Genomic DNA, 26,470 nt, shown 5'->3' on the forward strand with positions numbered 1-26,470 from the left:
TATCGCTACCTACAAGCCAAAAAAAGGAGAACTAGATGCCTATAACTTCTCGCCAGTTAACACTTTTCTCGCGCACTTAGGGCGCGCCCACCGACAATAACTTCAATTTAAAAGAAGTCAACTTACCCAGTTTGAAGAAAGCAGAAGTGCTACTTCGAACTGTCTACCTGTCGCTTGACCTTTACATGCAAGGCCGCATGAGTGATGCAGAATCTTACGCGGAGCCCGTTAAAACAAGCTGATACATTAAAATATCCTGAAAACTCCTATTCGGTGCGTTTAGGATCTACTACTATTTTACTTCGGGGACATGTATGAAAAAGCGCTCAATCTGCAATGAGCGCCTTTTTCTAGCTTCGCGAAAAACCCAGGTTATTGCGTATTTGTTATCATAACGGCTTTAATATTAACAAACTCTTTAATGCCAAACCCCCCGTGTTCGCGACCATAGCCACTATTTTTGACGCCGCCAAAGGGTAAATTTGGATGCGCTAAACCATAACCGTTTATGTTAATCATGCCTGTGTTGAAATGCTTAAGCGCAAGTTCAACCGCTTTATCTTCATCCCTAGAGAAAATGCCACCGCCTAGACCGTAGCGCGAATCGTTTGCGATCCTCATGGCGTCTTCATCATCTTGGGCTTTTATTAACGAAGCGACGGGGCCAAATAACTCATCGTCATAAGCAGGTGTGTGCGGCATAACATTTTCTAAAATAGACGCTGGGTAAAAGTAGCCCTTTCCTTCTGGTATTTCACAACCGCACACTATGGTAGCACCGCCGGTAATTGATTGGCTAACTTGGTCGTGGAGTTCGTCGCGCAAGTCTTTTCTTGCCATGGGTCCAAGGTCTGTATCGTCAGCTTTTGGGTCACCAAACTTGATATTTTCCATTGCTTTTTTAAAGCCTTCTTTAAACTCATCGTAATTCTTTTTGGTGACTATAAAACGCTTTGCTGAAACACATGTCTCACCGTTGTTTATGACACGGCCTATTACGCAAGTTTCTATTGCGAGGGGTATATCGGCATCATCCAACACAAGGTAGGCATCATTACTGCCAAGTTCTAATACTGTCTTTTTGGCGTATTTAGCCGCTTCTTGTGCAACAGACTTACCGGTTTCATCGCTGCCGGTAAAGGTCACACCCATTATTTTGCCATGCTTAATGAGCTTACTGGCCGTTTTACCATCCACAATTAAAGACTGGTAGGCATATTCTGGAAATCCAGCATTTTCGTAAAGCGTCTGTATTTTTTGCGCCATCCCGAAGACGTTAGACGCATGCTTCATCACTGTTGTATTGCCTGCCACCAAATTTGAAATACTATATCTGATGACTTGATACAGAGGAAAATTCCAAGGTTGGATTCCTAATATGACGCCGATAGGCTGATAACTAACAATTGCTCGACCAGGTTCGTATTCGCGTTCTTCGTTTGCCAATTGCTGTAATGCGTTCTGCGCGGTGAACTTACAAATAGCAATACATAGCGCCAACTCTTGCTTACCTTGGGCCTTAATTTTACCCATTTCATCCATCATAAGTTGAAGTATCTCGTCGTGGTTTTTTTCAATCTCGCCGGCTAATGCTAATGCGAGTTTAGCGCGCTTTTCAACGGGCACTAATTTCCACTCTTCAAAGCAATTGTGTGCATTTTCAATAGCGTTCTCACACTCCTGTTGAGACATGAGGGTATATTCTTCTAGAATTTCTTCTGTGTAGGGATTGATCGTTTTTCTTGTATTGCTCATTAGTTTATTTCACCTTAATTTGTCTTAGACAATGTCTATTTGCAATTTTAGCGCCACTTTTTACGCAGTATAAAATTTCCTAGGTCATTGAATTTAATAGTAATAACTCAAACTGAATATTGATACTCAATTAAGCTGACGCAAATGGTGAAAAATTTTCAAACACCTATGTGATTTTTACGCGTTTATTTTTATTTCTGGTCAAACACGTCAGCCAGCTCTTCACTACCGTTGAAAAGTTCAATAATTATGTTTTTCTTAGCTTCATTTTTTACACAGTAAAGCAAGGCATTAGCAACGTCGGCGCGCGTTATTTTAGCATCACCGTCGTTACATGGTCGCTGATGAGTGAATTTGCCTATGGCATCATCATCGGTCAATGCACCAGGACGAATAACGCTGTAGTGCAATTTGCTGCGTATCAAGTGCTCATCTGCCATATGCTTAGCCACCAAGTAAGGTTGCATTTCTTCAGGGCCTTCAATAGGCGTATCAGCGCCTATTGAACTGACCATTACAAAATGATTGACATCACTTGCTTTGGCATAATCTACTGCTCGACACGCAGACCCTAAATCGATAAGCAATGTTTTTTCAGCGCCGGTGCTTCCACCCGAGCCAGCAACGAAAACAACATCGCTACAGTGCTTAAAAGCATGACTGAAATCGTTGGTTAAATCGGTTTCTATAATATGTAAGTTTTTATTATTAATATCCGACAGCTTACTTTTATCTCTCACCAGTGCAGACACTTTTTGCCCATCGTTGAGCATAAGTTTGGTGAACTGCTTGCCAATTTGACCGCTTGCGCCAATAATTAATGTGTTTTTCATCACGTTGATTTCCTTTTAATTGTGTAAGATGATAATTGGGCGTGTTCATTGCTCAATATTAAACTAAGTCAAACCCCAGAAGCACCAGCATAATGACATTAGCGATAACGCCAATTAGGAAAAAATAGCTTCTTGGGCTGGGGTTTTTCTCTGTTGCTATTGCGTAATATAGTGCCATGTGGATAAGCCTAGCGACCAAATACACCCATACACAAAGTGTAAAAGCGGTGCTTTGAGAACTTACCATAGCGGCTAAAAAAACGCTGCCCATAAAAAGAGGACTGTTTTCAAGGGTGTTATGAAAGGTGCGATGGGCTCTAAACACAAAACTGCCGTGAGATAAATCATCGTCTAATTTTCCTGGAGTAACATTTGGCTGTTTAGCTTTGCTAAACGTGGCCACCGCCCACTGAATAAGTATCATGAGTAAATACAGGTAAAATGCTAGATATGTAAGGTAGGGCATTATTGTTTCTCTTTCATCACAGCTTGTGTGAAAAACAGAAGCAATATACACGCCTAAGTTAACCTACTAATATGTATGCTTAATTCTAAAGTCAGTACCGCAGGCTCTGTAATAAGTACACATTACAATATAAACTTTACCGCGTATTTAGGTCGCTATGAGATCCACCCATTTTTAGCGCCATCTTACTGATTCAACATTAGTTTGATACAAGCAATGGACAAAAAGGCAATAGGTATGCAATTAGTCGCTACATCCAGCCGCAAAAAAGTAACCATAAAATGATACTGAAAAAATTTATTAGCCTCTTTTAAGCAAGTACCATGGGTGTCACAAACGGCGATTCGAGTATATTGAGCGCTAACACACCGCCTACACAGAATAAAACGTTGCAATCGTCGCTCCACTGAGCATAACTATCAGTGGCAATCAAACCGCGAAGGGATATGAAATGGGCGCGTGGCATGCATAACCTTCAAGTGCAAAGTCACTAGTGCTTACCCATGTTTCAATATCTTTTAAAGACTTTATATCTGGGTTTATATGCAGGCGTGGCATTGCATATGGCGCTCGTTGAAGCTGCACGTTCTGCATCATTTCAAGCTGGTTTTCATAGATGTGAGCGTTTACTATTTTATGATAGACCTTGCCTGCTTTATGCCCAGAAATTTGGGCCATTAGGGCTAACAATACAAAGCACTGCGGCATATTGAAGGTTAAACCAAGGGGCACATCGCAGCTGCGCATGTAGCTGGTTAAATGCAAAGTATCACCTAATAAAGAGAAGGTGTGGGTGTGCATGCAGGGGCGCAAACAGCCCAAATGAAACTCACCTGGGTTATAGAACGTCAGAATTTCACCGCGGTCATCAATACCCCGACTTAAGTTACTAACAATCTTTTGCAACTGGTCAAGATGCGTACCGTCGGGCCTATGCCATTGCCTTCCCTGCACACCATATACTCTTCCCATATCATCTGTGCCTTTGCGCGCAGAATTGGCTAGCCACGCGGTATTTTCATTAGCATTAGCGTCCCACGTTTTGCAGCCTATTGCCCTGAAACTGGCGGCGTTATCGTAGCCTCGTAAGTATCCAAGTAGTTCGGCAATTGCCGCTTTGTAGTAGCACTTGCGGGTGGTAACAAGCGGAAAAGCGTGGTTGCCTACATCGTATTCTAAGTCAGCATTTATGAGCGTTAAGCAACGAATGTTGGTGCGTTTATTCTCAACCCACTGGCCTTCGTTCAGAAGCCTTTGGCATAAGTCTTCGTATTGGCTAATATTAGCCGAGTTGGGCAATTGTTGCGTGCTCATAATACTAATCCCTTACTTTTTAATGGTTACTTTCCAGGCTTTTTATCTGCGCTTTTAGTCTTGCCTTTTTTGCCAGGCACTAACGCAGGTAATGGTCCTATCATGCCACTTTTGTTGGCGTAAATGATTAAGGCTATGCCGGCTAATATCATGGGAATACATAATAATTGACCTTGGGTTAGGCCTATATCATACACGCCTAAGTGCGCGTCGGGCTCACGGTAGAATTCAACAATAAATCTAAATGCACCATAGCCTAACAAGAACAAACCACCCACCGAACCAACAGGGCGTGGCCTGACTGAGTACAACCATAAAATAACGAACAGCAGTGCGCCTTCTAAAGCAAACTCGTACAACTGAGAAGGGTGACGGGGGTTTTCTGCACCTGGGAATACAAATGCCCACCACACCGTGGTTTCACGCCCGTAAAGCTCGCCGTTTATGAAATTACCAATTCTGCCGGCCCCTAATCCAATGGGCACTAAAGGTGCGATAAAGTCACCTACCGCTAGAAAAGACCACTGCTTCATTTTTGCAAATATAAATGCCGCAGCGATAACGCCCAAACAACCGCCGTGAAAAGACATACCGCCTTCCCATATTTTGAACAAATATAGCGGATTTTCTAAAAACGAAGAAAAACTGTAAAACATGACATAGCCAAAACGACCACCTATTATTACGCCCAAAAAACAGTAAAAAAGCAGGTCGCTTAGCTCGTCTTTGTTCCAAGGAGTACGGGATAGTCTTCTAGAGGCAAGCCAGTACGCAGCGGCAAAGCCTATTAAATACATGAGCCCGTACCAGCGAAGCGCCACCGGGCCAATCTCAAAAATAATAGGATCTATACTGGGGAAAGTAAGATAGGGTTGTTCGCTCATATTTTTATTCTAGTCCTATGATCATACGAATACTCACCAGTACCAGAAATACTGCGAAAATTCTCTTGAGTTTTTTAGTGTCTAATTTAGCAGTAAGTTTAGCACCAATTCGCGCTGTGATCATAGACGTGATAGCAATACCGAAGGTGGCAGGTAGATATACATAGCCAAGTGAATAATCAGGCAAGTACTCCTTATTGAAACCCGAGTAAATGAAGCTTACGCTGCCAAAGCTGGCTACTACCACGCCGCATAAAGCAGCGCAGCCAATGGCTTTTTTAATGTTAATTTGAAACCACACTAAAATAGGCACCAGAAGTGCGCCGCCGCCTATACCCATGAGCGCACTAATAAAACCGGTGCCAAGACCAATTAGCCCAAGCGACGGTTTACCTAAGGTAGAACTTGACACCTTATTACGCCCAAATATCATTTGCAAAGCAATCACAATAACCAAGCCAGCGAATATTCGCTGTAGCAGCACACCAGAGATCTTAGTTGCAAAAAAAGCGCCTAAAATGGCACCTACTGCAATACCCAAAGCGCAGTAAGTCACGATGTACGTGTCTATATTACCCAGTTTCAGATGGGTTCTGGCCGATGACAAACCCGTAAAGATGACGGTGGAAAGCGAGGTCGCAATCGCCATGGGCATAGCATGCTCTATATCAATATTGAGTAAATGCTGTGCCATAAACAAAAACGCAGGCACTATTATTAAGCCGCCACCAATTCCTAAAAGCCCGGCAAATATGCCGACTATCGACCCTAATACCAAACAAAGTAGAAAGAATATAATAGCAACATCCATTTAACTGCCCGCTCTAATTAAACCTGCTAACTGCTTGGTTTCTAAATAATCGTTTATTAAGCTAATGACGTCTTGCTGTGTGTCTTGACGCAGTAAAACATTGAGAAACCCCTGCATATGAGAAATATCGGTGTTGCGCAACACCCAGTTTATTTTGCGTAAACTATGTGCGTTCATGCTTAGCTTTCGATACCCCATGGCAAGCAAAATAACCGCGCCTGCCGGCTCACCGGCTAGCTCACCGCATACTGTCACCGGAATATTTGCTTTATTGCTCTTTGTGACAATTTGCTGCAGGGCATTTAGCACCGACGGATGATAACTAGAATAGAGTGACGATACGCGTGGATTATTTCTGTCGACGGCTAACAAATATTGGGTTAAATCGTTCGTACCCACAGAGAAAAAGTCCACATGTTGCGCTAACTGCTCTATTTGAAATATAACTGCGGGTACCTCTAACATCACGCCAACTGCCGGTTTAGACAGTAATTTACCCTGATCGCAAGCGTCTTCTTTAACTTCTAAAAACGCTTGCTTAATTAAGCGTTTGGCTTCTACCACTTCACTGATGCATGAAATCATGGGTAACAAAATATGCAGATTAGACAGTCCTATACTGGCGCGCAGCATCGCTCTTACCTGCACTAAGAAAATATCGGGGTGATCTAGCGTAAGTCGAATACCGCGCCAGCCTAAAAACGGATTATCTTCAACAATAGGAAAGTAGGAAAGCGGTTTGTCGCCGCCTACATCTAGCGTACGCATGGTAATTTCTTTACTAGGATGCGCACTTAATAAACGATGATATAACGCATATTGCTCTTGTTCAGATGGAAAGCGTTCTCGCATCATAAATGGAATTTCAGTTCGATATAAACCGACCCCGTCGCCTTGTAAGAACTGCTCCATTTCAACATTCGCAGACAAGCCTGCGTTCACAAGCAGTGAAATACGCTTGCCGTCTAGGGTAATGCTAGGCTTATCGGCCTGTGCTGTAACTTTACTTTGCAGCACTTCTTCTTGTGCTATGAGTGCTTGAAAATCAGCGCGGTTATTTTCATTCAGGTTCAGTACAACCTCGCCCGAATACCCGTCTAAAAATAGCTCTTGGTCATTTAGAATATTGAGCGATATTTTATGCAAACCCATAACCGCAGGCACGCCCATAGCGCGCGCTAATATAGCAGCATGGCTGTTGTTTGAGCCTTTAATTGAGATGATACCAGCGAGTAAATGTCTTGGAAATTCCGCTAGCATAGGCGCACTTATTTCGCGCGCAACTAAAATATACTTTTCATGATCTGGTTTGTCTTTATTGAGTAAAAACTGCTGGTTGCTGTCACCTACAATATTCCTCAAAATACGGTTAGATAAATCTATAATATCAATCGCGCGCTCACGCATATACGAGTCGCTCATGCGCTCAAACTTAGCGGCGTAGCTTTCAACCACTAGTTTTAACGACGATGCGGCATCCCAGCCCTCGTGTATTTTAGCCTCTACTTCACGCCCTAAACTGTTGGCGTCTAACAGTTGATGATAAAGTTGAAAAATAGCGCTTACATCTTCTGGAATATTGTCTTTTATTTGGTCTGATAGCCGGTCTACCTCTGCGCGCGTTATCTCAACCGCACTTCTGTAGAGGGAAACTTGCGTTTTAGCGTCGCCCGACTTTTTCGCCACCCATTGTGTGAGATCGTGCTTTGCATTGTAGGCAACACCGCGCCCAATGACTAAACCAGGCGAACCAGGAATACCGTTAACTACACGCGACTCGTTTATAAGTACCTTATTATCAAGGTTTAAATTACCCAGTGTTTCAGCGGTCACAATCTCTAATGCAATTTGAGCGGCTAGGGTGATTAAAAAGGCCTCTTCGTCTTCGCTAAAACGACGAATACTTTCTTGCTGCATCGCAATAACACCCAGTACTTTTCGCTGATAAATAATAGGTGTGCCAATGAAGGCATGAAATTTTTCTTCTTTTACCTCTGGGAAATGCTTAAACTTTGGATGCTGTGGCGCATTTTCGATGTTAATCGGTTCTTCGCGGTCGCCTACAAGTCCTATCAGGCCTTCATAAAAACCAATTTTTACTTTACCCACAGCTTCAGGATCAAGCCCAACAGTGGCCACTAAACTGAGCTCTTGCTTAGCGTAGTCGGTTAAATAAATAGAACATGAGTCTACGCTCATTGTTTCTTTTACCATTTCGACTAAGCGCATCAATGCAGGCTGTAGGTCGGGTATTTGACCTACCTCTTGAATGATTTGCTTAAGGGCAGTAAGCATTGTGTTCCTTACGATAAAATAAATAACGACGAGACGTGTGCAAACATGCTGACTCTGCAAGCCTTACACCAACTATTGCAGCGTGTGCTAATCGCTAGGTTTTGGTGTGTCTATGCTTATTTCTATTTCGCCTTGGCGGCAAAGGGGTGCACTTAGTGATTGGCATAACAAAAGGCATAAACTCCTTCATCATTCGTCTATATACGTCGCGTTTAAATGACACGACATTACGTATAGGATACCAGTAACTTACCCAACGCCAATCATCGAATTCAGGATGTCCGGTCGCCGCTAGGTCTACATCAGACTCTTTGCATGTGAGTGAAAGTAAAAACCACTTTTGCTTTTGACCAATACATACCGGATCGGTACCCTTGCGCACAAGCCGTTTAGGCAGTTTATAACGCAACCAACTACGTGACACTGCCTCAATTTTTACGTCTTTTTGTGTCAAGCCAACTTCTTCGTTGAGCTCTCTATACATTGCCTCTTCGGCAGTCTCGCCCTTGTCAATTCCACCTTGCGGAAATTGCCATGAATGTTGGCCATATCGTCTGGCCCAGAAAACTTGTCCTGATTTATTACAGATTATGATGCCAACATTCGCGCGGAACCCTTCGGTATCAATCACTTAGATTACCTGACGCGGTTATTTTTTGATATACTTTCATTCTTTCATATTCTTAGCCTTAATCAAAGTAATTGTTGCCGTTTTATGAAAATACAAGCACCCCCAACATCACAAGAAGACCTATTAATGCGCGCGCATCGGCTGGCGGGGCTATGTCTTGCGGATGTGGCTAGTGAATTAAAGGTAAACGTGCCGCACAACTTTAAGCGCCACAAAGGTTGGAGTGGACAGCTTATAGAATGTTATTTAGGCGCCACCGCAGGCAGCAAGCCCGAACAAGACTTTGTTGAATTAGGCATAGAGCTGAAAACCTTACCGCTTAGTTATGCGCTTCGCCCTTTAGAGACAACCTACGTGTGCTATGCGCCGCTGCGACATATGATGGGGGTAACTTGGGAAACCTCAAACGTACGTAATAAACTGCAAAAAGTACTGTGGATACCCATTCAAGGCGAACGTGATATCCCCCCTGGTGAGCGCATTATCGGCTCACCTATTTTGTGGCAGCCCAGTGCAAAGCAGTCTTTGCTGATGCAGCAAGACTGGGAGGAGCTTATGGATATGATATCCTTGGGCCAAGTGGAATCTATTACCGCGCGCATTGGCCAAGTACTGCAGCTGAGACCTAAAGCAGCAGACGGAAGCGCCCTCACCGAAGCAATCGGCAACAACGGTAGTACTATTTTAACGCGGCCTCGTGGCTTTTATTTGCGCAAAGAATTTACGCAATCGGTGCTCGATGGCGCTTTTTAATCACCGCCTCCAACCGTCATTTAGCTTTGCGTATTAACTGCATTTTCCGTATTTTCCAAAGAAGGTTCGTTATCACCGCTTTCACTAACGGGTGAATAAGCAGTCCCATCGTCGCGCGATGCCTCTTCTTTTTCAAAGGCTTCACAGGTCATCGTCACGCTATAGGTAAATACTGCGCCAAGCAGCACCACTATCCACAATAAATACACCCATACAAATAAAATAGGAATGGTCGCTAAAGCCCCATATATAACTTCGTAAGACGGAAAATTAGAAATATAAAAGGCAAAGCCCTGCTTGGTTACTTCAAATAGTGCAGTGGCCAACAAAGCACCAAATAATGCGTATTTTGCACGTACATGCCGGTTAGGAACTATCATGTATAAGAGCATGAAACAGCCTATAGCGGCTAGCCAAGGCACCAGCGCAAGTGCTGCAGTGCCAAAACCAGGCGTATAGTCGTCGGCAAACGTGGCTAAACTGCCTAAATAAGAGCTAACCGCAATACTCACACCTATCAACAAGGGTCCTAGGGTGATCACCATCCAATAAATGGCAAAGGTAAAAATGATAGGGCGCTCGTTTTTGGTTTTCCATAAATGGTTAAACGCTTTGTCTATGTTAGATATAAGCATAATTGCAACCACCAAGAGAACAATAATACTGGTTGCGCCCATACCTGAAGCATTGCCTACAAAATCAGTCATATAATTTTGCACAACGTCACCTGCGGTGGGTACGAAACTGCTGAAAATAAGTTCTTCAAATTCCTCGCGGATCTCTTCAAAGGCAGGAAAGGCAGACATCACCATAAAAAACACCATGACTACTGGTACCAGTGACAGCAAGCTTACGTAAGCTAAGTGCCCTGCCGTTATCGTGATTCTTTCGCCCATTAAGTCTTTAGCAAAATTAATCGCAATTGACCTCAACATTGGCATTTTTCTTTTCCCGTAGCCTTTAAATTTATGTAACATTTCCACGTCGCTCCAAAAGACTCTATAGCCTTAAGACCAATAATTTGCATTAATAATGCACTGAGCATCACAAATGTCCTAATTTCTATAATCTATATCTTAGCAAACTAAGGCCCAAAATACATGATACAGCAAGGCTTACAGCATTATTTACAAAATTCCACAGTGAAAATTGCGCGATAGACGTCAAGCAATTTAGACGTCTATATTGACCTTTTCGCTAGACCAGTTAGACTTTTACAATGATTGAACCCACATAACGATAAAAAAATGGCGCAATGGAACGGTAAATATATTCACCCTTATGCAGAGCATGGCAAAAAAAGCGAGCAGGTAAAAAAGGTTACCGTGTCAATTCCTATAAAGGTACTGCAGGTGCTGACTGACGAACGCACGCGCAGGCAAATGAATAATTTGCGTCATGCCACTAACTCAGAACTATTATGCGAAGCTTTTTTACATGCGTTTACCGGTCAGCCATTGCCCGATGATATCGATTTGAAAAAAGATAATAAACATAGAATCCCCACTCAGGCGAGAAATATTATGCTACAGATGGGCATTGATGTGGCTGAAATAGAATCTCAAGATTAATTATTGCACTAAACTACGCTAGGGCACGATCAAACTCCTGCTGCGCTTCTTTTTGTGGCTCTTGCGTATATTGTACTCTATCAACAAGAATCACTCGCTTTTCCACAGATCAAAATATTTATCTATAATTGCAGATACGCAAGCTATTAACAAAACAGCTGCCGCGGCGGGTAATAAACGTTTGTGAAACATAGCTTTCTTCATACACAATGATTCAGTAAAGGAAAATAGTCACTTTTTTATTTTTAAACGTAATATATAAGTTACGATAATAGATATCCGGTTAAAGAAACAAGGAATTAACAATGTTGGACGGTATAAAATCTCTTAAAACATTTAAATTCGCAACCAGTGACGGGCACACTTTACACGTTGAAGAGTCGGGCAGTCTGTCGGGTATTCCTACACTTTTCATACATGGCGGCCCGGGCTCGGGTATTGGCCAGAATTATTTTTGGCCATTTTTGAACGGCGAGCACAGGCTTATCGCTTTTGACCAGCGCGGATGCGGTAAAAGTCAGCCCTTTGGGTCTCTTGAGAACAATACTACCGCGAAATTAATCGAAGACATTGAGGCATTAAGGGAGTTTTTTAATGTTGATAAATGGCTTATCTTTGGTGGGTCATGGGGCTCAACCTTAGGCCTAGCGTATGCAATTGCCCATCCAAAACGCGTTTCGGGCTTAGTGCTGCGCGGTATATTTCTGGGCAGGCAGCAAGACGCCAACTGGTTTACTAGTGCCACCCAAGGCGCAAGTCAAGTATTTCCTGAAGCTTACAGTGAATTTGTAGCTGACTTTACAAAAACTAATCCACAGCCCCAGCAAGACGAGCAGTCTTTATGCCGCTGGTATTTAGAACAGCTTACCCACAACGATGAAAGCGTAAGACACCGAGCCGCTTCGGCTTGGTTCAATTGGGAAGGTAGTATCTCGACGCTTAAGCAAATGAAAATGCCCATTATAGACTGTGCCTCAAACCAGCAAGTATACTCCTTGGCACTACTTGAGTGTTACTATGTGGTAAACGGGTGTTTTATGCCCGCTAATCATATCCTTGAGCAGGCACATAAAATACAAGAAATACCGGTGTATATAGTACATGGTCGCTACGACATGGTATGTAAATGTGCATCAGCAGTAGAGTTGCACCAGGCCTTACCGCATTCACACTTAACCATCGTAGAAGACGCAGGTCACAGCGGAACCGAAAAAGGCACCAGCAAAGCCTTAGTGAGCGCTCTTAAACAAATAAGAGCATTACTGAAAAAAAATTGAGCCATTGGCTAATCAGGAACAGTATGATAGGACTAATTCAGCGCGTGAGAAGCGCGAGCATAAGTGTCAATCAACAGAGCATAAGCAGGATAAATATCGGGATATTGTTACTGCTTGGCGTAGAAAAAAACGACACCAATATTGAGCTTGAAAAATTAGCCAAAAAAGTCGCTAATTTACGAATATTCAGCGATGCAGAAGGAAAAATGAATCTTGACTTGTTGACGGTAAACGGCGAACTGCTGGTGGTATCTCAGTTTACTTTAGTGGCTGATACTGCAAAAGGAAACCGCCCCGGGTTTTCCAATAGCGCACCACCAGCATTAGGAGAAAGCTTATACAACGACTTTATTACCCATTTTAGCAGTACATATAGCCCCTGCAAAAGCGGTCAGTTTGGTGCTAATATGCAAGTTGAATTAATAAATGATGGCCCCGCCACATTCTACTTAAAGGTGTAGGAACTTGGCGAATGAACAGCCATTCATACACTATCAATAAGCTATTGATAAAATATGGTTTACCCTTTTTAAAGTTGTCTTGCTTATCTACAATCTTAAAACGTCAATAAGGAATGCACAGTGTTTACTATTAGCGCGCCTATTAGCGAAGAAGAACTTCAACGTTATTTCCATTTTCGGTGGACATGGCTACACGAACCTTTGGGGCACCCGCCTGGCTCTGAAAAAGATGAATATGACACCGTTAGCGAACACAGAGTCGTAAAAACGGGCGCCGGTGTCATTGTGGCCTGCGGCCGTGTGCACCTTAACAACAGTGACGAAGCACAAATTAGGCACATTGCAGTAGTTGAAGCGTACAGACGAAAGGGCGTTGGCCAAATCATTTTAGACGCGCTAGAACAAGTATCAAGAGACTTAGGCGCCAAGCGCGCTGTGACTAATTCAAGGGCGTCCTCAATTGCGTTTTTCAGTGCCCGCGGCTTTGCTATTGCAGAAAATGCACCCGTTGATTCAGGTAAACTTAAACGTAAACAAATGCTCAAAAATTTGGTCGAGAACAATGTTCTTATGTTACATCCTAAGTGGTGTCGAGAGCTACAAAATACATGGCACGACCAAATTCCTATCACCGAACACATGGGCATTAAGCTGCATCAATATACCATGCGCACAATAGAGACTAGGGCTTCGCTAATTAAAAACATTAATCTTCACGGCACCATGTTTGCAGGCAGTGTCTATTCATTAGCGACGTTAACAGGCTGGGGGATGCTGTTTTTGCAACTCAAACAAAAAGGGCTTGAGGGCGAAATTGTGCTTGGTGATGCCAGTATTCGCTATCATAAGCCGCTTAGCAGTAAACCGCGCGGCATTTGTAATATTGGATCGGTCGCAGCCAAGTTTGAACTCCTTAAAATTGGCAAGAAGTGTCCCGCTTCACTGCGCGTCGATATTTTTGACGAGCAAGAAGCGGTGGCTGAGTTTTCTGGGCAGTACTGGATTTTACCCAGCGCTGAGTAATGACTATCACTTAAATTGGCTAAACACTTAGTAAGCGTATTCAGTTAGTAAGTCTTGATACCCTGAACTTTCTTTGGTGCTTTGCAACTCTTCATTAAATGATTCAAGCTGCTGCTGTGAAAAGCCTTCACGACTGAACATGACATAAACATTGCCCGTTTGAATAATAATGCCCTGTGCCACGATTAACTCAGACAAGGCCTTGCGTCGTAGTAATGAGGCGCCTACAAAACTGTCTTCTAGAAAACCTGCAATATCTTCGTCTAGCAGCCTTGCTACATTTATCTCGCCCATTATGGCATTTTCAAATAGGCCAGACGTGTCAGGATCATCGAGCAAGTTAGACACTTCTGCGCCATATAGGTAATCGGCAACGATGCCTATAGTGCCGCCGTTGGCAACAAACTCGCCCAAAGATTCGTGCTCAGCTTGCGCCTTATCATTTTTTCGAATGTATAGAGAGAATTCTTCCACTCGGTAAGGGTCACTAAAAAATGCGAACTGCTGCCTTGCTTCAGTTTTCGACGCACCCAGCAAGATATCAACATCGCCTTTTTCAAGATCGGCTAGTAGGTCGACCCATGCGCCTTGTTTATACCTTAATTCACAGCCTATATTTTTAACAACGCCTGAAATCAATTCAATGTCTAAACCCGCTACTCGGCCGCCTACATCGACGTACTGATAAGGTTCCCATGCGTCAAAACCCAATACCAGGTTGCATTGCTGTGCCGCGCTGGTTTTGGTGTCCGCTGAGCTCATTTGGTCGATTGGTGGATTTACTGGCTGCTTTAAGACTTCAGCAGCTTCATTTTGCTCACTCGCAGGTGAGCAAGCCATTAACAGGAAAAAAAAGGTAATAGTCGTGCTTTCATAAACAATGCTCCTTTAACATAAACTAAAGTATATAATAAAAGCGAGTTTCTTATTTCTTTTAACATATATTTTACAAATTTGATAGTTATTTATGCTTAACAAGTACGTCTATCTAACATGCGGACGCTTGATCACACTCAAAATTAGACAAATCCGGCAATAAGGAATTGAGACTAAGGCGGGGCACTAACATTACCAGTACCAAGTAATTCCCAACTGAATCTATTGTGTGCGGTAGTGGTTATATTTGACCTTAACATCAAACTGTTGAGTTTGGAAAAAGACGTTTCCAGTGCTTTTTTCAACAAACCACACTCCCGTATTTTCGACACCATCAGTGTAGACTCGCTCTTACCAAAGTGGGCTTATGCCCTTCACTGGGCTGCGGGGGTGGACACAAATTTACTGTGGTCATAAGCCACGTTTAAAACCGCGATTAGTTCTTGTGACTTTAGTGTCTTGGCGCGCGTGAAGAAGTGTGAAGAAGCGTGAAAAATTTAACGTTTCAATAAAAACTATTATCTTTTTTTTAACATATCTTTATATTAGCTTTACAATAATCGCAGGCCTGCTTTTGTTAGAGCAACGTTGCAGCCATGAACCTAGATGTGAGGATAAAAGTATTCAAAATGTAATTTACACTCTATTAGGCATATATCTTTTAGGATTCGCGCTGCTGTATGTGTTTCAGCGAAACCTACTGTATATGCCAACGCCAGTTTATAGTCACAATTATGAAGAACTTAGTCTACTAAATGAGGACGTGACTGTTCAGATTATTGTACTTAATCAAGGTAACGATGAAGCTCTTATTTACTTTGGCGGCAATGCAGAGCCGGTTATCGCAAACGCACAGGATTTCTCGTCTGCGTTTGGCAACAAAACAATATACTTGGTTAATTATCGCGGCTATGGCGGCAGCTCCAGCAAGCCGACACAAGCAGGTCTATTCTCAGATGCGCTAGCGGTGTTTGATAAAGTAAAAACGCAGCATTCGCAAGTCGCCATTATGGGCAGAAGTTTGGGCACAGGCGTGGCTATGTACGTAGCTGCCAATAGAGTAGTAGACCAGTTGGTATTGATAAGCCCATACGACAGTATTTTAGCCGTTGCGCAAAACAGCTTTCCTATTTACCCTGTATCACTTTTATTAAAAGACAAATATGACTCTGTGGCTTTAGCAAAACACGTTAACAGCCAAGTATTAATTATTGTCGGCGCACAAGACAAGCTCATTCCCAACAAACATAGCCAGACGCTAGCCAGTGCTTTGGCGCTTGAACCAGCAAGACTAATTGTAATTCAAGCAGCGGGGCATAATAATATTTCACAGTTTCCAATTTTTTACCAAAGTATAAGTACTTTCTTTGACGAATATAAACGACAAACATCTCATTATTGACTACACTGTTTCGAAGTTTATTAATAATAAAAATGCGGCCATTAGCCAACATGGCTGCCATTATAAAATTGACGAAGTAAAATCTCATACATGACATCCAAATTTGACAAAATCAGGCCATATAACAACGATGACTTACCCTCAGTATTAAGCTCGTTGGTAAGCAATAAAGAATTTATTGACACCTTAGTCAGGTTTCAATTTGCAAATAGACCTGCCTTTATTAGCCCAATACTGGCATTTTTAATGAAACAGTTTGTCAGCAGAAAGCTAGACAAAGTGAATACCTTGGTCGATTTTCAGCGCTTAGTTGAGCCGTATATGAAAAAAATGATCAAGAATACAACCACTTCTTTAAGCGTTTCTGGCTTAGAAGGCTTAGACATATCCAAACCTTGCCTATTCATAAGCAATCACCGAGACATTGCATTAGACCCCGCATTTGTAAACTGGGTGCTGCACATTAACGGCCAAAACACGGTTCGAATTGCTGTGGGCGATAATTTATTTGATAAAAACTGGGTGGCTGAGTTACTTCGCTTAAACAAATGCTTTGTGGTTGAACGTTCAGTAGAAGGCAGGCGTGAGAAGCTAAACGCCGCTAAGCTACTAAGCGAATATATGCAACAATCGCTGCAGGTAGATAAACAGCATTTGTGGATCGCTCAGCGCGAAGGTCGCGCCAAAGACGGCATTGACAAAACCAATCCCGCTATTATTTCGATGCTTACTTTGCATAAATCAAAATCCACAGAATTTAGCGAATATGTGAATAATTTAAGAATAGTACCGGTATCAATTTCATACGAATTCGACCCCTGTGACGCCAATAAAGCAAAAGAGCTTCAGCAGTCAGAAAACGAAGGCGGCTACGAGAAGCCTGATAATGAGGACATGCGCAGTATTGTTAACGGCATTACCGGCAGAAAAGGCAAAGTGCATGTGCATTTTGGTAAGTTGGTGGGCAGTCAATTCTCTAGCGCCAAAGAAGTTGCCACTTTTATTGACTCAGAAATTCTCAATGGCTATCAAATTTTTGCTACATCAAAGGTTGCCTTAGATTTACTCAACGCTAAACAAAGCGAAACTAACGCTTTAGCTGATAGTAAAAGAACTGCATATAATGCTGAATACAAAGTAGCCTATAATTACCTCAATAATAAGTTAATGTCGCTGAACCCAAGTGAGCAACATAAGCTACTTCAAATGTATGCAAACCCGCTTTTGAGACAACAACAAAAAAGGGCCCGCTAAGGCCCTTTTTTGTATGAAGTATGCAAGAAATACTAAGCGTACATCGCCGCCTGTAGCTTCTTCATCGCGTTCTTTTCAATTTGACGAACTCGCTCTGCAGACACCTGATACTCATCGGCTAAATCTTGCAGCGTAAGTTTGTCATCAGATAACCAGCGAGTTTCAATGATGTGCTGACTACGTGTATCAAGCGTTCGAATGGCTGAATATAAGCGATTCGACGCGGCGCTGTCGATGTCAGAATTAATGACGGATGTTTCAACATCAGTACTTTGGTCTTCTAAATACTGAGCGGGGCTAAACGAAGCCGACTCGTCATCGTCGTTGCCTAAGTCAAAAGCGGTGTCTTGACTGGCCATGCGCGACTCCATTTGCAGTACTTCTTTTGTGCTGACGTTGAGTTCTTCGGCCACCTTCTGCACTTCTGCATGCGTAAACCAACCAAGACGCTTTTTCGCTTTACGCAAATTGAAAAACAATTTACGCTGAGCTTTAGTTGTCGCAATTTTAACGATGCGCCAGTTTTTCAACACGAATTCGTGAATTTCAGCTTTAATCCAATGCACCGCGAATGAAACCAGTCTCACGCCTACATTTGGGTCGAAACGCTTAACCGCCTTCATTAGGCCGATATTACCTTCTTGGATTAAATCGGCTTGGGGTAAACCGTATCCTGCATATGACTTTGCAATATGTACTACAAAGCGTAGGTGCGACATAACTAATTTACGCGCTGCCTCTAAATCTTCGTTTTCAAATAAACGAACTGCCAATGATTTTTCTTCTTCTGCCGATAACATTTTTATACTCGACACAGCCTGTACGTAGCTTTCGATACTGCCGCCATGAGAGACCGTTAAGGCTAAGGATGATTGAATGTCGTGGTTCATTGTTACCTCTTTGCTTTGTACTGCTTGAATTGCATTATAAATATTATGTTAGCTATACGACCTAATGATAAGCCTTAAGTTCGGCATAATAGTTTGAAACTTTATTTATCTAATAAGTGATTGGGATTAAGTATGTAAACTCAAACTCCAGTTAATTTTAATTATATACCTTTACAGCAAAAAGTAAGCAATTAATTAATTAAACTAAGTTAATAGTGCTAACGCCACGCAAGAACTTCATGGCGTCGATAAGCTAATTTGCTGGCACACATGCTGCGCATGAAGTTTAAAAACACCTTGTATGCACTCGTACGCTATGCATTAATAAAATAGAATATTCAATGATCAGTCACAAACTATGATGAATATATTTGCCAGAGAGCCAGTTTTTACGCTGCAAAAAGAAATCTTTGCCTAACAATTTATATACCCCATTTACTTACTTCGGCTCAATCTCGTCAACGTGCTTTTGTACAGATAAAAACGAGCCTAGCAATCCCAAAAATACTGACAGCAGCAGCATAAATACCAGTGCCTGAATATTTAAGCCCGTAATATCTAGCTGAATTTGATACTGCTGCATAAACGCATCTAGGCTCCAGCCAATCCAAATAAGAATGCAGGTAACCGTGACCCACGCCATAAGGCCGCCTAATAGACCAAACCAGAATCCGGTATACAGAAATGGCCGCTGAATAAACGCGTCGGTGGCGCCCACTAGCTTCATAACCAGTATTTCGTCGCGTTTGCTGAGTATATTTAGCCTAATAGTATTACCAATTATGAGCACTACAGCAAAAAATAGCAGTGTGGAAAGCAAGTAAACAAGCTCTTTAGCTATTGATAGCAATCCGTACAAGCGCTCTAACCATTCTATGTCAAGCTTGCCTATGTCGACCTCGCGCTCTTTACGCAGTTTGTCGAGTAAATCTGCGGCGGCTTTAGGGCTAGCGTGTTTAGAAGTGGGGATCACTAACACCACCGGCGGAAACGGATTTTCATCTAAGTAATCGAGCGCTTCGCCTAAACCCGACAAACGCTGAAACTCTTCTAAACCCTGCTGCGATGACACAAATTTAACGCTGTTAATTTCATTCCAACTGCTTAAACGGCCTATAAGCTGCTGAGCTTGGGTGTCGTTAACGTCGGATCGTAAAAACAGGGATATTTCAGAAGCCTGCTGCCACTGCTCAGTTACCTGCTCGGTATTTTCAACCATAATATACAGGGTACTTGGCAGCGTTATACTAAAACCCAGCACACCAATAGTCATGAGCGATGCAAAAGGCATACGATAAAGCTCGCCTAAGCTGTTAATACCTTGGCGAAAATGGTCGGCGAAAAACATAAAAAAGCGTTGCATCACGCTCACCTTGTGGCTGCTCGCTTGCTGGCGTCCTCTAAATAACAGGCTCATGACCAACCGCCCTGCTGCGATAGGCCGTCGGTGATCATGCGCCCACCTTTAAGGGTGAGGGTTCTGTATTTCATACGCGCTATTAGGCCTAAATCATGGGTAGCGATAAACACCGACACACCGGCGCTATTAAAATCTTCGAATAAACGAATAATTTCCATTGAGAGCTTCGGATCTAGGTTACCGGTAGGTTCGTCGGCTAATAACAAAGGCGGTCTGTTAACCACCGCGCGGGCAATACCAACGCGCTGCTGCTCACCGCCTGACAGGGTAATAGGCAAGCTTTTCGTCTTATCGCGCAGGCCTACCATTTCAAGCGCCGCGTCTACTCGCTTAAAAATCGTTTTGCGCGTGTGTCCTTCAATAATTAAAGGTAGCGCAACGTTGTCAAACACTGACTTTCCCATCAGCAGTTGGTGGCTTTGAAAAATCATGCCAATGTCTCGGCGAATATAGGCAACTTGCTTGCGCTTTACCTTACCTAAGTCATGCCCATTTATTAGTACGCGGCCCACGTTAGGGCGTTCCATTAAACTGATAAGTTTGAGTAGCGTGCTTTTTCCTGCGCCTGAATGGCCTGTTAAAAAGGCCATTTCACCTTGTTCAACATGGAAATCAACCTTGCTTAGGGCCTGCTGACCGCCAGGATAAGTTTTGCTCACTTCTTCAAACTTTATCATTGTGCACCTTGGTTAATAAAACGCTTGATGGCTAAAGAGCAACATCACGCAAACACATATGAGGCCCGCTAAGATGACTTACAGCAAGGGAATCACTCAGAAAACAATGCTTCTACGAAAGCTTTTGACTCAAACTCTCTTAAGTCGTCTATGCCTTCGCCAATGCCAATGTAACGAACGGGAATGGCGAATTGGTCAGCTAAAGCAAAAATAACGCCGCCTTTAGCAGTGCCGTCAAGTTTGGTTAAGTTAATCCCGGTTATACCCACCGCTTCATTGAATATTTTCGTTTGGCTAATAGCATTTTGGCCCGTACTTGCGTCTAAGGTCAGCATAATTTCGTGTGGTGCATGGGGATTGAGTTTTTTCATTACTCTGACCACTTTTTTGAGCTCTTCAATCAGATGGTCTTTGTTTTGTAAGCGGCCCGCAGTGTCTGCAATTAAAATATCAACCTTTTTTGCACTTGCCGATTCAATGGCGTCGAATATGACCGACGCACTGTCAGCGCCAGTATGCTGCGCTACTACGGGAATATTGTTACGCTCACCCCACACTTGGAGCTGCTCAACGGCTGCGGCCCTAAAGGTGTCGCCAGCCGCCAACATCACTGTTTTACCTTGCGCTTGAAATTGTTTGGCTAGCTTGCCGATAGTGGTTGTTTTACCCACACCGTTTACACCCACCATTAAAATAACGAAGGGGTGTTTCTTGCCCTCGTCATCCTTGGCTATACTAAAATCTATTGGCTTGTCTACTTTATCTAAAATAGTTTGCATCTGTGACTGCAGCAGCGCAGACAATGCCACGCCGTCTTTAAGCGATGAGCTTTTAGCATTTTTGGTTAATTGGCTAATAATTTTAGTGGTGGTGCTCATACCAACATCAGCCAAAAGCAACTGTGTTTCAAGTTCTTCAAAGAGCTCATCATCAATGGTTTTACCAAGTAATAGGCCGCTAAAACCACTGCCTATGGTATTTTTAGTTCTAGACAAGCTCACTTTTAAGCGTGCAAAAAAACTAACTTTGGCGCTTGCGTCTATTGTTTTTGCTTGCGGTTTCACGACAGTGCTAGCGTCTAATTTTTCTGATTCTGCATGGACATTTGATTCAGGAAGCGAAACTTCTTGTGCGCGCCCAGATACCCTTGCCTCAGCATCTGGTGATATGTCATCCACAGCGTCCTTTGTAGCCTTTTTTCCTGAAGCCTCTACGTCGCCTTTGTGCTCTTTTTTGTGACTACCATGATCTTCTAAAGCCCGCGCAGAATCGTCGCTATCCACCTGCTCTTTGTCACTAAGGAGCTGTTCAAGCGCTAGTTCTTCTGCTTCAGTCTTCGCTGATGAGTCGGCGCTGTCTTGCTTTGGCTTGTCTTTTTTAAACCAACTGAATAATTTTGACATCTTTGTGTACGCTTCGCTGTTTAATTGTTGATATACTGTGGCAATCCATCCCTTAATCATACCATTTTGTTAGCCTATGTCACCAACACACAAGTGCAGAAAACCGTCAAGCGGGGCCAATCGCGCTAAAAATGTCAAAATGAGCCGTGGTTTAGTCCGCATTATTGCCGGTGAACATCGAGGCCGGCGACTTCCCGTGCTTGTGCATGAAGGCTTACGCCCAACAGGCGACAGAGTGAAAGAAACACTGTTTAACTGGCTTATGTCGTCTATTAACCAAGCCACTTGTTTAGACATGTTTGCCGGCAGTGGCAGCCTTGGAATAGAGGCGCTTTCGCGCGGCGCCGCACATATCGTATTCATTGAAAACGACAGAGTTGTTGCTCAGCAAATTAGCGATAACCTAGCCACTCTGCGAGAAACAGATAAGGCAGATGTTGTAAATGCTAGTGCATTAAGCCATGAGTTTACCAGCGCGGCAATTAAACAGTTTGATATAGTATTTATCGACCCTCCTTTTGGAAAAGAGATGGTGGCCAACAGCATCGATAGGCTTGTAAGTGAAAATATGCTGGCACAAAATGCCTACGTGTACATAGAAACAAGCCACAACGACAGCTACGACTTACCGGCCCAGTTTTGTTTGCTCAAAGAGCTTAAAACCAGCCAAGTAAATGCCCGCTTATATCAGCTAGCTGCCAACTAATTTTAAAATAATTGCAATTCATTATCCAAGAGAATCAGAATACTAGGATGTTAAGCAACTGAGCGATTATTCAAAAGCAAAATCAATACGTGATACAAATAGAAACTATCTTTGTTGATCAACAATTATAGGATTGCCATCGGGGTCGGTCATCATAAAATTTGCCGGACCTTTGCTGTTTTCACCAATCAATTGACCACAGTCGATCCCCTCGTTACCAAGCATTTTTTGTAAATATCTAACGTCAATATAATCATCTGTGTTTTGCCCATTAGCACCCCAACCGGGGTTAAAGGTCAGCATGTTTTTCTTTAACATGCCTTCAAATAAACCGATCACTTGATCATCTTGGTCTTTCATTATTAACCACTTTTGATCTATATGCCCGTCCATTTGGCTAAACCCTAATTTCTCATAAAATGCTTTTGAAACCGCAATATCTGCGACTTTTAAACTCAAAGACAGTAAACCTAATTTCATAATTGCACTCTTTATTTTGTAAGTTAATACTCGTTACCATAACAGATTTAGGTGTCAAAAAAAGCATCCTACTTTTCGGCCATTTAAAGTCTTTTCGAACGTTAGCACTGCTTTGCTTACAGAATCAGCAATAGTAGATTTAGTCCCTGTACATTCCTTCAATCCTGAATGCCAACTCTAATAATAACACTCCGAGTCGCCAGCTATTTTGCTAATCGCTACTCTGTAAAGTTCACGCGTTTATCTGAACTATAAACATGGATTTCATCTTTACCATTTATTAAAAATAGCCTCCATTTTTACAGACATTAAATCTGACTTAGGGGATATTTATAACGTACCAGACTCGCCAATGTTGGCAAAATATTTTAAGACATAATCACTATTACTAAAGAATTTACTTATCAAATAAAAGCCACTCCACCTGAAGCGACTTTTCAATTCCCATATTGAACAACTACGTGTTTCTTCAGTAACTTAGGAAGACTTAATGTGTGACGCAGAAAAGTCTCAATTGAAAGTTAAAAACATCGTCATTTTAGAAGGTTTTGCAGCCTAGCTCAACATTTCGATACGAAGCTTTCAACTCATAGCTTACGCTATCTAGTGACGTCTACTATCTACCGTTAGGGTGTGCATAGCGTGTCATCCAGTCTTTCACTTCATTATACCAATACACCGAGTTATTTTGCTTTAACACCCAATGGTTTTCGTCGGGGAAATAGATCATGCGCGAGTCAACACCTTTGGTTTGTAAGGTTCTAAAAAGCTCAAACCCCTGTCCAACTGGCACCCGGTAGTCTAACTGTCCGTGGCTGATTAAGGTGGGCGTAGCAAATTTGTCTGCAAAATAATGCGGCGAAATTGATTTGTAAATATCAGGGTTCTCCCAATAGCCGCCAAAGCGTGTGGAGTGCACCGCAAAATCGGCTGCCATTTGCGAGTACATGTTATATACCGCAGCATGGATCAGCAGGGCTTTAAAAGGGTGTTCGGTGCCTAACAAAATAGAGCTAAGATAGCCGCCATAGCTGGCCCCGCCCGCGACCATACGCTCAGAGTCTATCCAGTCTTTTTGCATAAACCAGTTGATGGCGGCCTGTACATCTGCAAGCGGCTTAGTTTTCCAATCTGGGTTAATAGAGTCTGCAAAGTCTTGTCCAAAACCACTTGAGCCATGAAAATTAGGCCAAGCCGTTACATATCCCCACGAGGCAAATGTTTGTGCATTCCAGCGATAATGAAAACCATCGGTAATAGCATTATGAGGACCGCCGTGGATTAATAAGAATAAAGGGTACTTTTTGCGCTTGTCAAAGCCCGGCGGGTAATGTACCCACATTTGGATATCTTTTCCTTCAGCACCCTTATAAGTGACAGATTCGTAGGTGCCTAACTCAACTTGCGCGAGTACATCGTCGTTAAAGTTGTCTAAACGCGAAAACGCGCCGTTTCGTATAGCGATTTTAACCAGCCTAGCGGGATGCAAGAAGCTTTCATTGGTGGCCACTAAGTACTTACTCGACAGCTGCACCGGCAGACCAAAGTTTGTCGCCTTGGTAATCGCTTTTACCTCGCCATTACTTGCGTCGATATAATATAGACGGCGGGTAGCGGCGTCATCAATTTGGCTGTAAAAGCCTTTGCTGTTAGCTGCCCACTGAATGTTAGACACCGAGCGGTCCCAGCTTTCGTTTACATCCGACACGCTTTTATCAGCAATAGAATATAGTTTTATGCGCATGGTGTCGCCATAAAAACCATGAATTTTTTGACTCAAAAACGCCAAGGTTTTCCCATTTGGACTGAATTTAGGTGAAGAGTCGGGCGCATCATTGTCTTTGGTGATATTCACCGCTTCGCTGGCGCCAATGTTAGCCACAAAAATATCGTACTTAATATCGACCGTGTTATCCCAACCGTTCGCATTAAAAGCGATAAGTGTTTCGCTGGGGTCAATGTCAAAGCTTTCGCCGCCATAGAATTGGCGCGGCAGTTCTAAGCCAAAATTTTGGGTGATTTGTTCGATATCACCGCCTTTAGCCGGTATACGAAATACATGTGTCTGGCGCTCTTCATCAATCCATCTGTCGAACATTGCATAAGGCAGCGCGTTCCATTGCCAAGCCGACACTTTCTTATCTTTTTGTTCTTTTAGGGCCTGAGTCATTTCGTCCCAGCTTTTGTCTGCCCAAACAGAGCTTGTGAAATAAAGGTGCGAGCCTACCCATTTGAGGTTAGACGCGCCTGTGGGCACATTGCTTAGCTGAAACGCTTCGCCTGGGCCGGTCATGGGTAAGAGGTAAATTTGACCGGCGTCGTCTTTATCGCGTTTACTAATAAAGGCGAGGTGACTTGAGTCGGGTGAAAACACTGCTTGGCTGACACTGAGACCTTTGGCGGTGATGGCACGCGCACTGTCGGGCGAATCGTTAAATAACCAGAGTTGAGTTGACCCCTTATCTTCTTTTTCTTCAAAACTAGACACGGGTGCGACTATAAACTTGCCGTCAGCAGAGACCACTGGCTGCCCAATACGATCAAGCTGCCACAGGCGTTCAACACTAAGGGTAGTACCCTTTACTGCTTCATTTGCGCTACTATTTACGCTATCGTTAGCACCACCAGCTCCACTTATTGACACTACTAACGAGAGCGATAAGAGCGACGAACTAAAATACCCTAAAAATTTCTTCACATTATATTCCTTTGTAAACTTCATAAAATTGTATGCTTCAATCCTAAATTTTCACGGTTTTGTATGTCATTTGACGCGGCAAAACCCGACACGTATTTGTACTTGAAATCAGCTATAAAGTTAAGTGAAACCGCTACTTTTAATCACATAGCTTGGGAATACAGAACTTTTTTAATCAATAAACTGAGACTTAAAACTCACTTTCTCTAGGGTCAGCTTGGTGCCAGTTGCGCGAAGTAGAATAACGAAAATATGACCCTATTTTGTCGAGTATGATACGGTATTACCAGTGGGCAATTGATATTTTCATTCAAGTGTTTACAGACAATAGATAACAATAAGCAAAATAAAAGGTAGCAAGTTGAATAAATTTAGTCCTTAAAAACTCGTCAACAGCAAATGGACGGCGACATGTCCTGTCGATAAAGAAAAGCATTTTATGGTGGTTAAGGTTGTGCTTGATGAAGACCAAGCCGTTGTTGAGTGTGTGCTGCAGGCGCTTATGTCAAAACGTGAATTTACCATCCAATGGCGAGATTTAGAAGACGCTGAAAAGTGGTTGCAGGGTTGGAATTAAAAACGCGCGGTAT

At 42.9% G+C, this 26,470-nt stretch carries 24 protein-coding genes and 2 pseudogenes; 10 read left to right on the top strand and 16 right to left on the bottom strand.

Annotated elements, in window-relative coordinates:
- Nucleotides 1-35: 35 nt before the first annotated feature.
- Nucleotides 36-230: pseudogene (locus tag GPUN_RS14050) on the top strand (NADP-dependent oxidoreductase); the annotation flags it as partial.
- Between the two features lie 142 nt (nt 231-372).
- On the opposite strand, the gene GPUN_RS12690 reads toward GPUN_RS14050, so the two are convergent.
- From GPUN_RS12690 to rppH, 8 genes are all read right to left on the bottom strand, one after another.
- The gene (locus tag GPUN_RS12690) at nt 373-1,755 is read right to left on the bottom strand and encodes an NAD-dependent succinate-semialdehyde dehydrogenase (RefSeq protein ID WP_006007438.1); all 1,383 of its coding nucleotides are present in this window, start codon (nt 1,753-1,755) and stop codon (nt 373-375) included.
- Between the two features lie 191 nt (nt 1,756-1,946).
- On the bottom strand, nt 1,947-2,588 hold the full coding sequence (locus GPUN_RS12695; RefSeq protein WP_006007439.1) for an SDR family oxidoreductase: 642 nt from the start codon (nt 2,586-2,588) through the stop codon (nt 1,947-1,949).
- Nucleotides 2,589-2,646: 58 nt separating this feature from the next.
- Nucleotides 2,647-3,054, bottom strand: a complete 408-nt coding sequence (locus GPUN_RS12700) for an MAPEG family protein (RefSeq protein ID WP_006007440.1) — start codon at nt 3,052-3,054, stop codon at nt 2,647-2,649.
- A 429-nt stretch (nt 3,055-3,483) separates the two neighbouring features.
- Nucleotides 3,484-4,335 carry a thymidylate synthase gene (locus tag GPUN_RS12705; RefSeq protein WP_040521185.1) on the bottom strand — a complete coding sequence of 284 codons (852 nt, stop codon included), beginning with the start codon at nt 4,333-4,335 and terminating at the stop codon, nt 3,484-3,486.
- A gap of 59 nt (nt 4,336-4,394) precedes the next feature.
- On the bottom strand, nt 4,395-5,252 hold the full coding sequence (lgt, locus tag GPUN_RS12710) for a prolipoprotein diacylglyceryl transferase (protein ID WP_006007449.1): 858 nt from the start codon (nt 5,250-5,252) through the stop codon (nt 4,395-4,397).
- A 4-nt stretch (nt 5,253-5,256) separates the two neighbouring features.
- Entirely contained in the window at nt 5,257-6,063 is an 807-nt protein-coding gene (locus GPUN_RS12715; RefSeq protein WP_006007451.1) for a sulfite exporter TauE/SafE family protein, read from the bottom strand.
- Nucleotides 6,064-8,358 (bottom strand): phosphoenolpyruvate--protein phosphotransferase, encoded by a 2,295-nt coding sequence (gene ptsP, locus GPUN_RS12720; RefSeq protein ID WP_006007453.1) that lies wholly within the window; start codon nt 8,356-8,358, stop codon nt 6,064-6,066. It lies immediately after the preceding gene.
- A gap of 94 nt (nt 8,359-8,452) precedes the next feature.
- Complete coding sequence (rppH, locus tag GPUN_RS12725) at nt 8,453-8,989, bottom strand: RNA pyrophosphohydrolase (protein WP_040521140.1); 537 nt, start codon at nt 8,987-8,989, stop codon at nt 8,453-8,455.
- A gap of 84 nt (nt 8,990-9,073) precedes the next feature.
- On the opposite strand from rppH, the gene mutH reads away from it, so the two are divergent.
- Nucleotides 9,074-9,742, top strand: coding sequence for a DNA mismatch repair endonuclease MutH (mutH, locus tag GPUN_RS12730; protein ID WP_006007458.1), 669 nt, complete (start codon nt 9,074-9,076; stop codon nt 9,740-9,742).
- 20 nt (nt 9,743-9,762) lie between these two features.
- Here the strand turns inward: mutH and GPUN_RS12735 are convergent, their stop codons facing one another.
- Nucleotides 9,763-10,677, bottom strand: a complete 915-nt coding sequence (locus GPUN_RS12735) for a virulence factor BrkB family protein (RefSeq protein ID WP_238528987.1) — start codon at nt 10,675-10,677, stop codon at nt 9,763-9,765.
- A gap of 312 nt (nt 10,678-10,989) precedes the next feature.
- On the opposite strand from GPUN_RS12735, the gene metJ reads away from it, so the two are divergent.
- The 4 genes from metJ to GPUN_RS12755 all read left to right on the top strand — a co-directional run bounded on the left by metJ (nt 10,990) and on the right by GPUN_RS12755 (nt 14,074).
- Entirely contained in the window at nt 10,990-11,313 is a 324-nt protein-coding gene (gene metJ, locus GPUN_RS12740; RefSeq protein WP_006007462.1) for a met regulon transcriptional regulator MetJ, read from the top strand.
- 305 nt (nt 11,314-11,618) lie between these two features.
- Nucleotides 11,619-12,590, top strand: a complete 972-nt coding sequence (gene pip, locus GPUN_RS12745) for a prolyl aminopeptidase (RefSeq protein ID WP_006007466.1) — start codon at nt 11,619-11,621, stop codon at nt 12,588-12,590.
- A 23-nt stretch (nt 12,591-12,613) separates the two neighbouring features.
- Nucleotides 12,614-13,051 carry a D-aminoacyl-tRNA deacylase gene (gene dtd, locus GPUN_RS12750; RefSeq protein WP_006007468.1) on the top strand — a complete coding sequence of 146 codons (438 nt, stop codon included), beginning with the start codon at nt 12,614-12,616 and terminating at the stop codon, nt 13,049-13,051.
- Nucleotides 13,052-13,171: 120 nt separating this feature from the next.
- Complete coding sequence (locus tag GPUN_RS12755) at nt 13,172-14,074, top strand: bifunctional GNAT family N-acetyltransferase/hotdog fold thioesterase (protein WP_006007470.1); 903 nt, start codon at nt 13,172-13,174, stop codon at nt 14,072-14,074.
- A gap of 27 nt (nt 14,075-14,101) precedes the next feature.
- Here GPUN_RS12755 and GPUN_RS12760 read toward each other — a convergent pair whose 3' ends face one another.
- Nucleotides 14,102-14,836 (bottom strand): substrate-binding periplasmic protein, encoded by a 735-nt coding sequence (locus GPUN_RS12760; protein WP_238528988.1) that lies wholly within the window; start codon nt 14,834-14,836, stop codon nt 14,102-14,104.
- Nucleotides 14,837-15,656: 820 nt separating this feature from the next.
- Here GPUN_RS12760 and GPUN_RS12765 point away from each other — a divergent pair.
- Together GPUN_RS12765 and GPUN_RS12770 are read left to right on the top strand one after the other, a co-directional pair.
- Complete coding sequence (locus GPUN_RS12765) at nt 15,657-16,352, top strand: alpha/beta hydrolase (RefSeq protein WP_006007474.1); 696 nt, start codon at nt 15,657-15,659, stop codon at nt 16,350-16,352.
- Nucleotides 16,353-16,442: 90 nt separating this feature from the next.
- A complete protein-coding gene (locus tag GPUN_RS12770; protein WP_006007478.1) occupies nt 16,443-17,606 on the top strand; it encodes a 1-acyl-sn-glycerol-3-phosphate acyltransferase in 1,164 nt (387 codons plus the stop codon).
- Between the two features lie 32 nt (nt 17,607-17,638).
- On the opposite strand, the gene rpoH is transcribed toward GPUN_RS12770, so the two are convergent.
- The 4 genes from rpoH to ftsY all read right to left on the bottom strand — a co-directional run bounded on the left by rpoH (nt 17,639) and on the right by ftsY (nt 22,056).
- Entirely contained in the window at nt 17,639-18,496 is an 858-nt protein-coding gene (gene rpoH, locus GPUN_RS12775) for an RNA polymerase sigma factor RpoH (protein ID WP_006007479.1), read from the bottom strand.
- Nucleotides 18,497-18,935: 439 nt separating this feature from the next.
- A complete protein-coding gene (gene ftsX / locus GPUN_RS12780) occupies nt 18,936-19,913 on the bottom strand; it encodes a permease-like cell division protein FtsX (protein ID WP_006007480.1) in 978 nt (325 codons plus the stop codon).
- Nucleotides 19,910-20,593, bottom strand: a complete 684-nt coding sequence (gene ftsE, locus GPUN_RS12785) for a cell division ATP-binding protein FtsE (RefSeq protein WP_006007481.1) — start codon at nt 20,591-20,593, stop codon at nt 19,910-19,912. The genes ftsX and ftsE overlap by 4 nt, the downstream gene beginning before the upstream one ends.
- Before the next feature lie 92 nt (nt 20,594-20,685).
- Nucleotides 20,686-22,056, bottom strand: a complete 1,371-nt coding sequence (ftsY, locus tag GPUN_RS12790; protein ID WP_439644184.1) for a signal recognition particle-docking protein FtsY — start codon at nt 22,054-22,056, stop codon at nt 20,686-20,688.
- 16 nt (nt 22,057-22,072) lie between these two features.
- Here ftsY and rsmD point away from each other — a divergent pair, with 16 nt between their 5' ends.
- Nucleotides 22,073-22,702 carry a 16S rRNA (guanine(966)-N(2))-methyltransferase RsmD gene (gene rsmD / locus GPUN_RS12795; RefSeq protein WP_051987355.1) on the top strand — a complete coding sequence of 210 codons (630 nt, stop codon included), beginning with the start codon at nt 22,073-22,075 and terminating at the stop codon, nt 22,700-22,702.
- Between the two features lie 105 nt (nt 22,703-22,807).
- Here the strand turns inward: rsmD and GPUN_RS12800 are convergent, their stop codons facing one another.
- Both GPUN_RS12800 and GPUN_RS12805 read right to left on the bottom strand, forming a co-directional pair.
- Nucleotides 22,808-23,182: a VOC family protein gene (locus tag GPUN_RS12800; protein ID WP_006007484.1), complete on the bottom strand. Its 375-nt coding sequence runs from the start codon at nt 23,180-23,182 to the stop codon at nt 22,808-22,810.
- Nucleotides 23,183-23,798: 616 nt separating this feature from the next.
- Nucleotides 23,799-25,826, bottom strand: a complete 2,028-nt coding sequence (locus GPUN_RS12805) for a S9 family peptidase (RefSeq protein ID WP_051987362.1) — start codon at nt 25,824-25,826, stop codon at nt 23,799-23,801.
- Nucleotides 25,827-26,241: 415 nt separating this feature from the next.
- Here GPUN_RS12805 and GPUN_RS12810 point away from each other — a divergent pair.
- Nucleotides 26,242-26,457: pseudogene (locus GPUN_RS12810) on the top strand (TIGR02450 family Trp-rich protein).
- Nucleotides 26,458-26,470 lie beyond the last annotated feature (13 nt).

Origin of the sequence: Glaciecola punicea ACAM 611, assembly GCF_000252165.1 — a bacterium.
In the GTDB taxonomy this organism is placed as follows: domain Bacteria; phylum Pseudomonadota; class Gammaproteobacteria; order Enterobacterales; family Alteromonadaceae; genus Glaciecola; species Glaciecola punicea.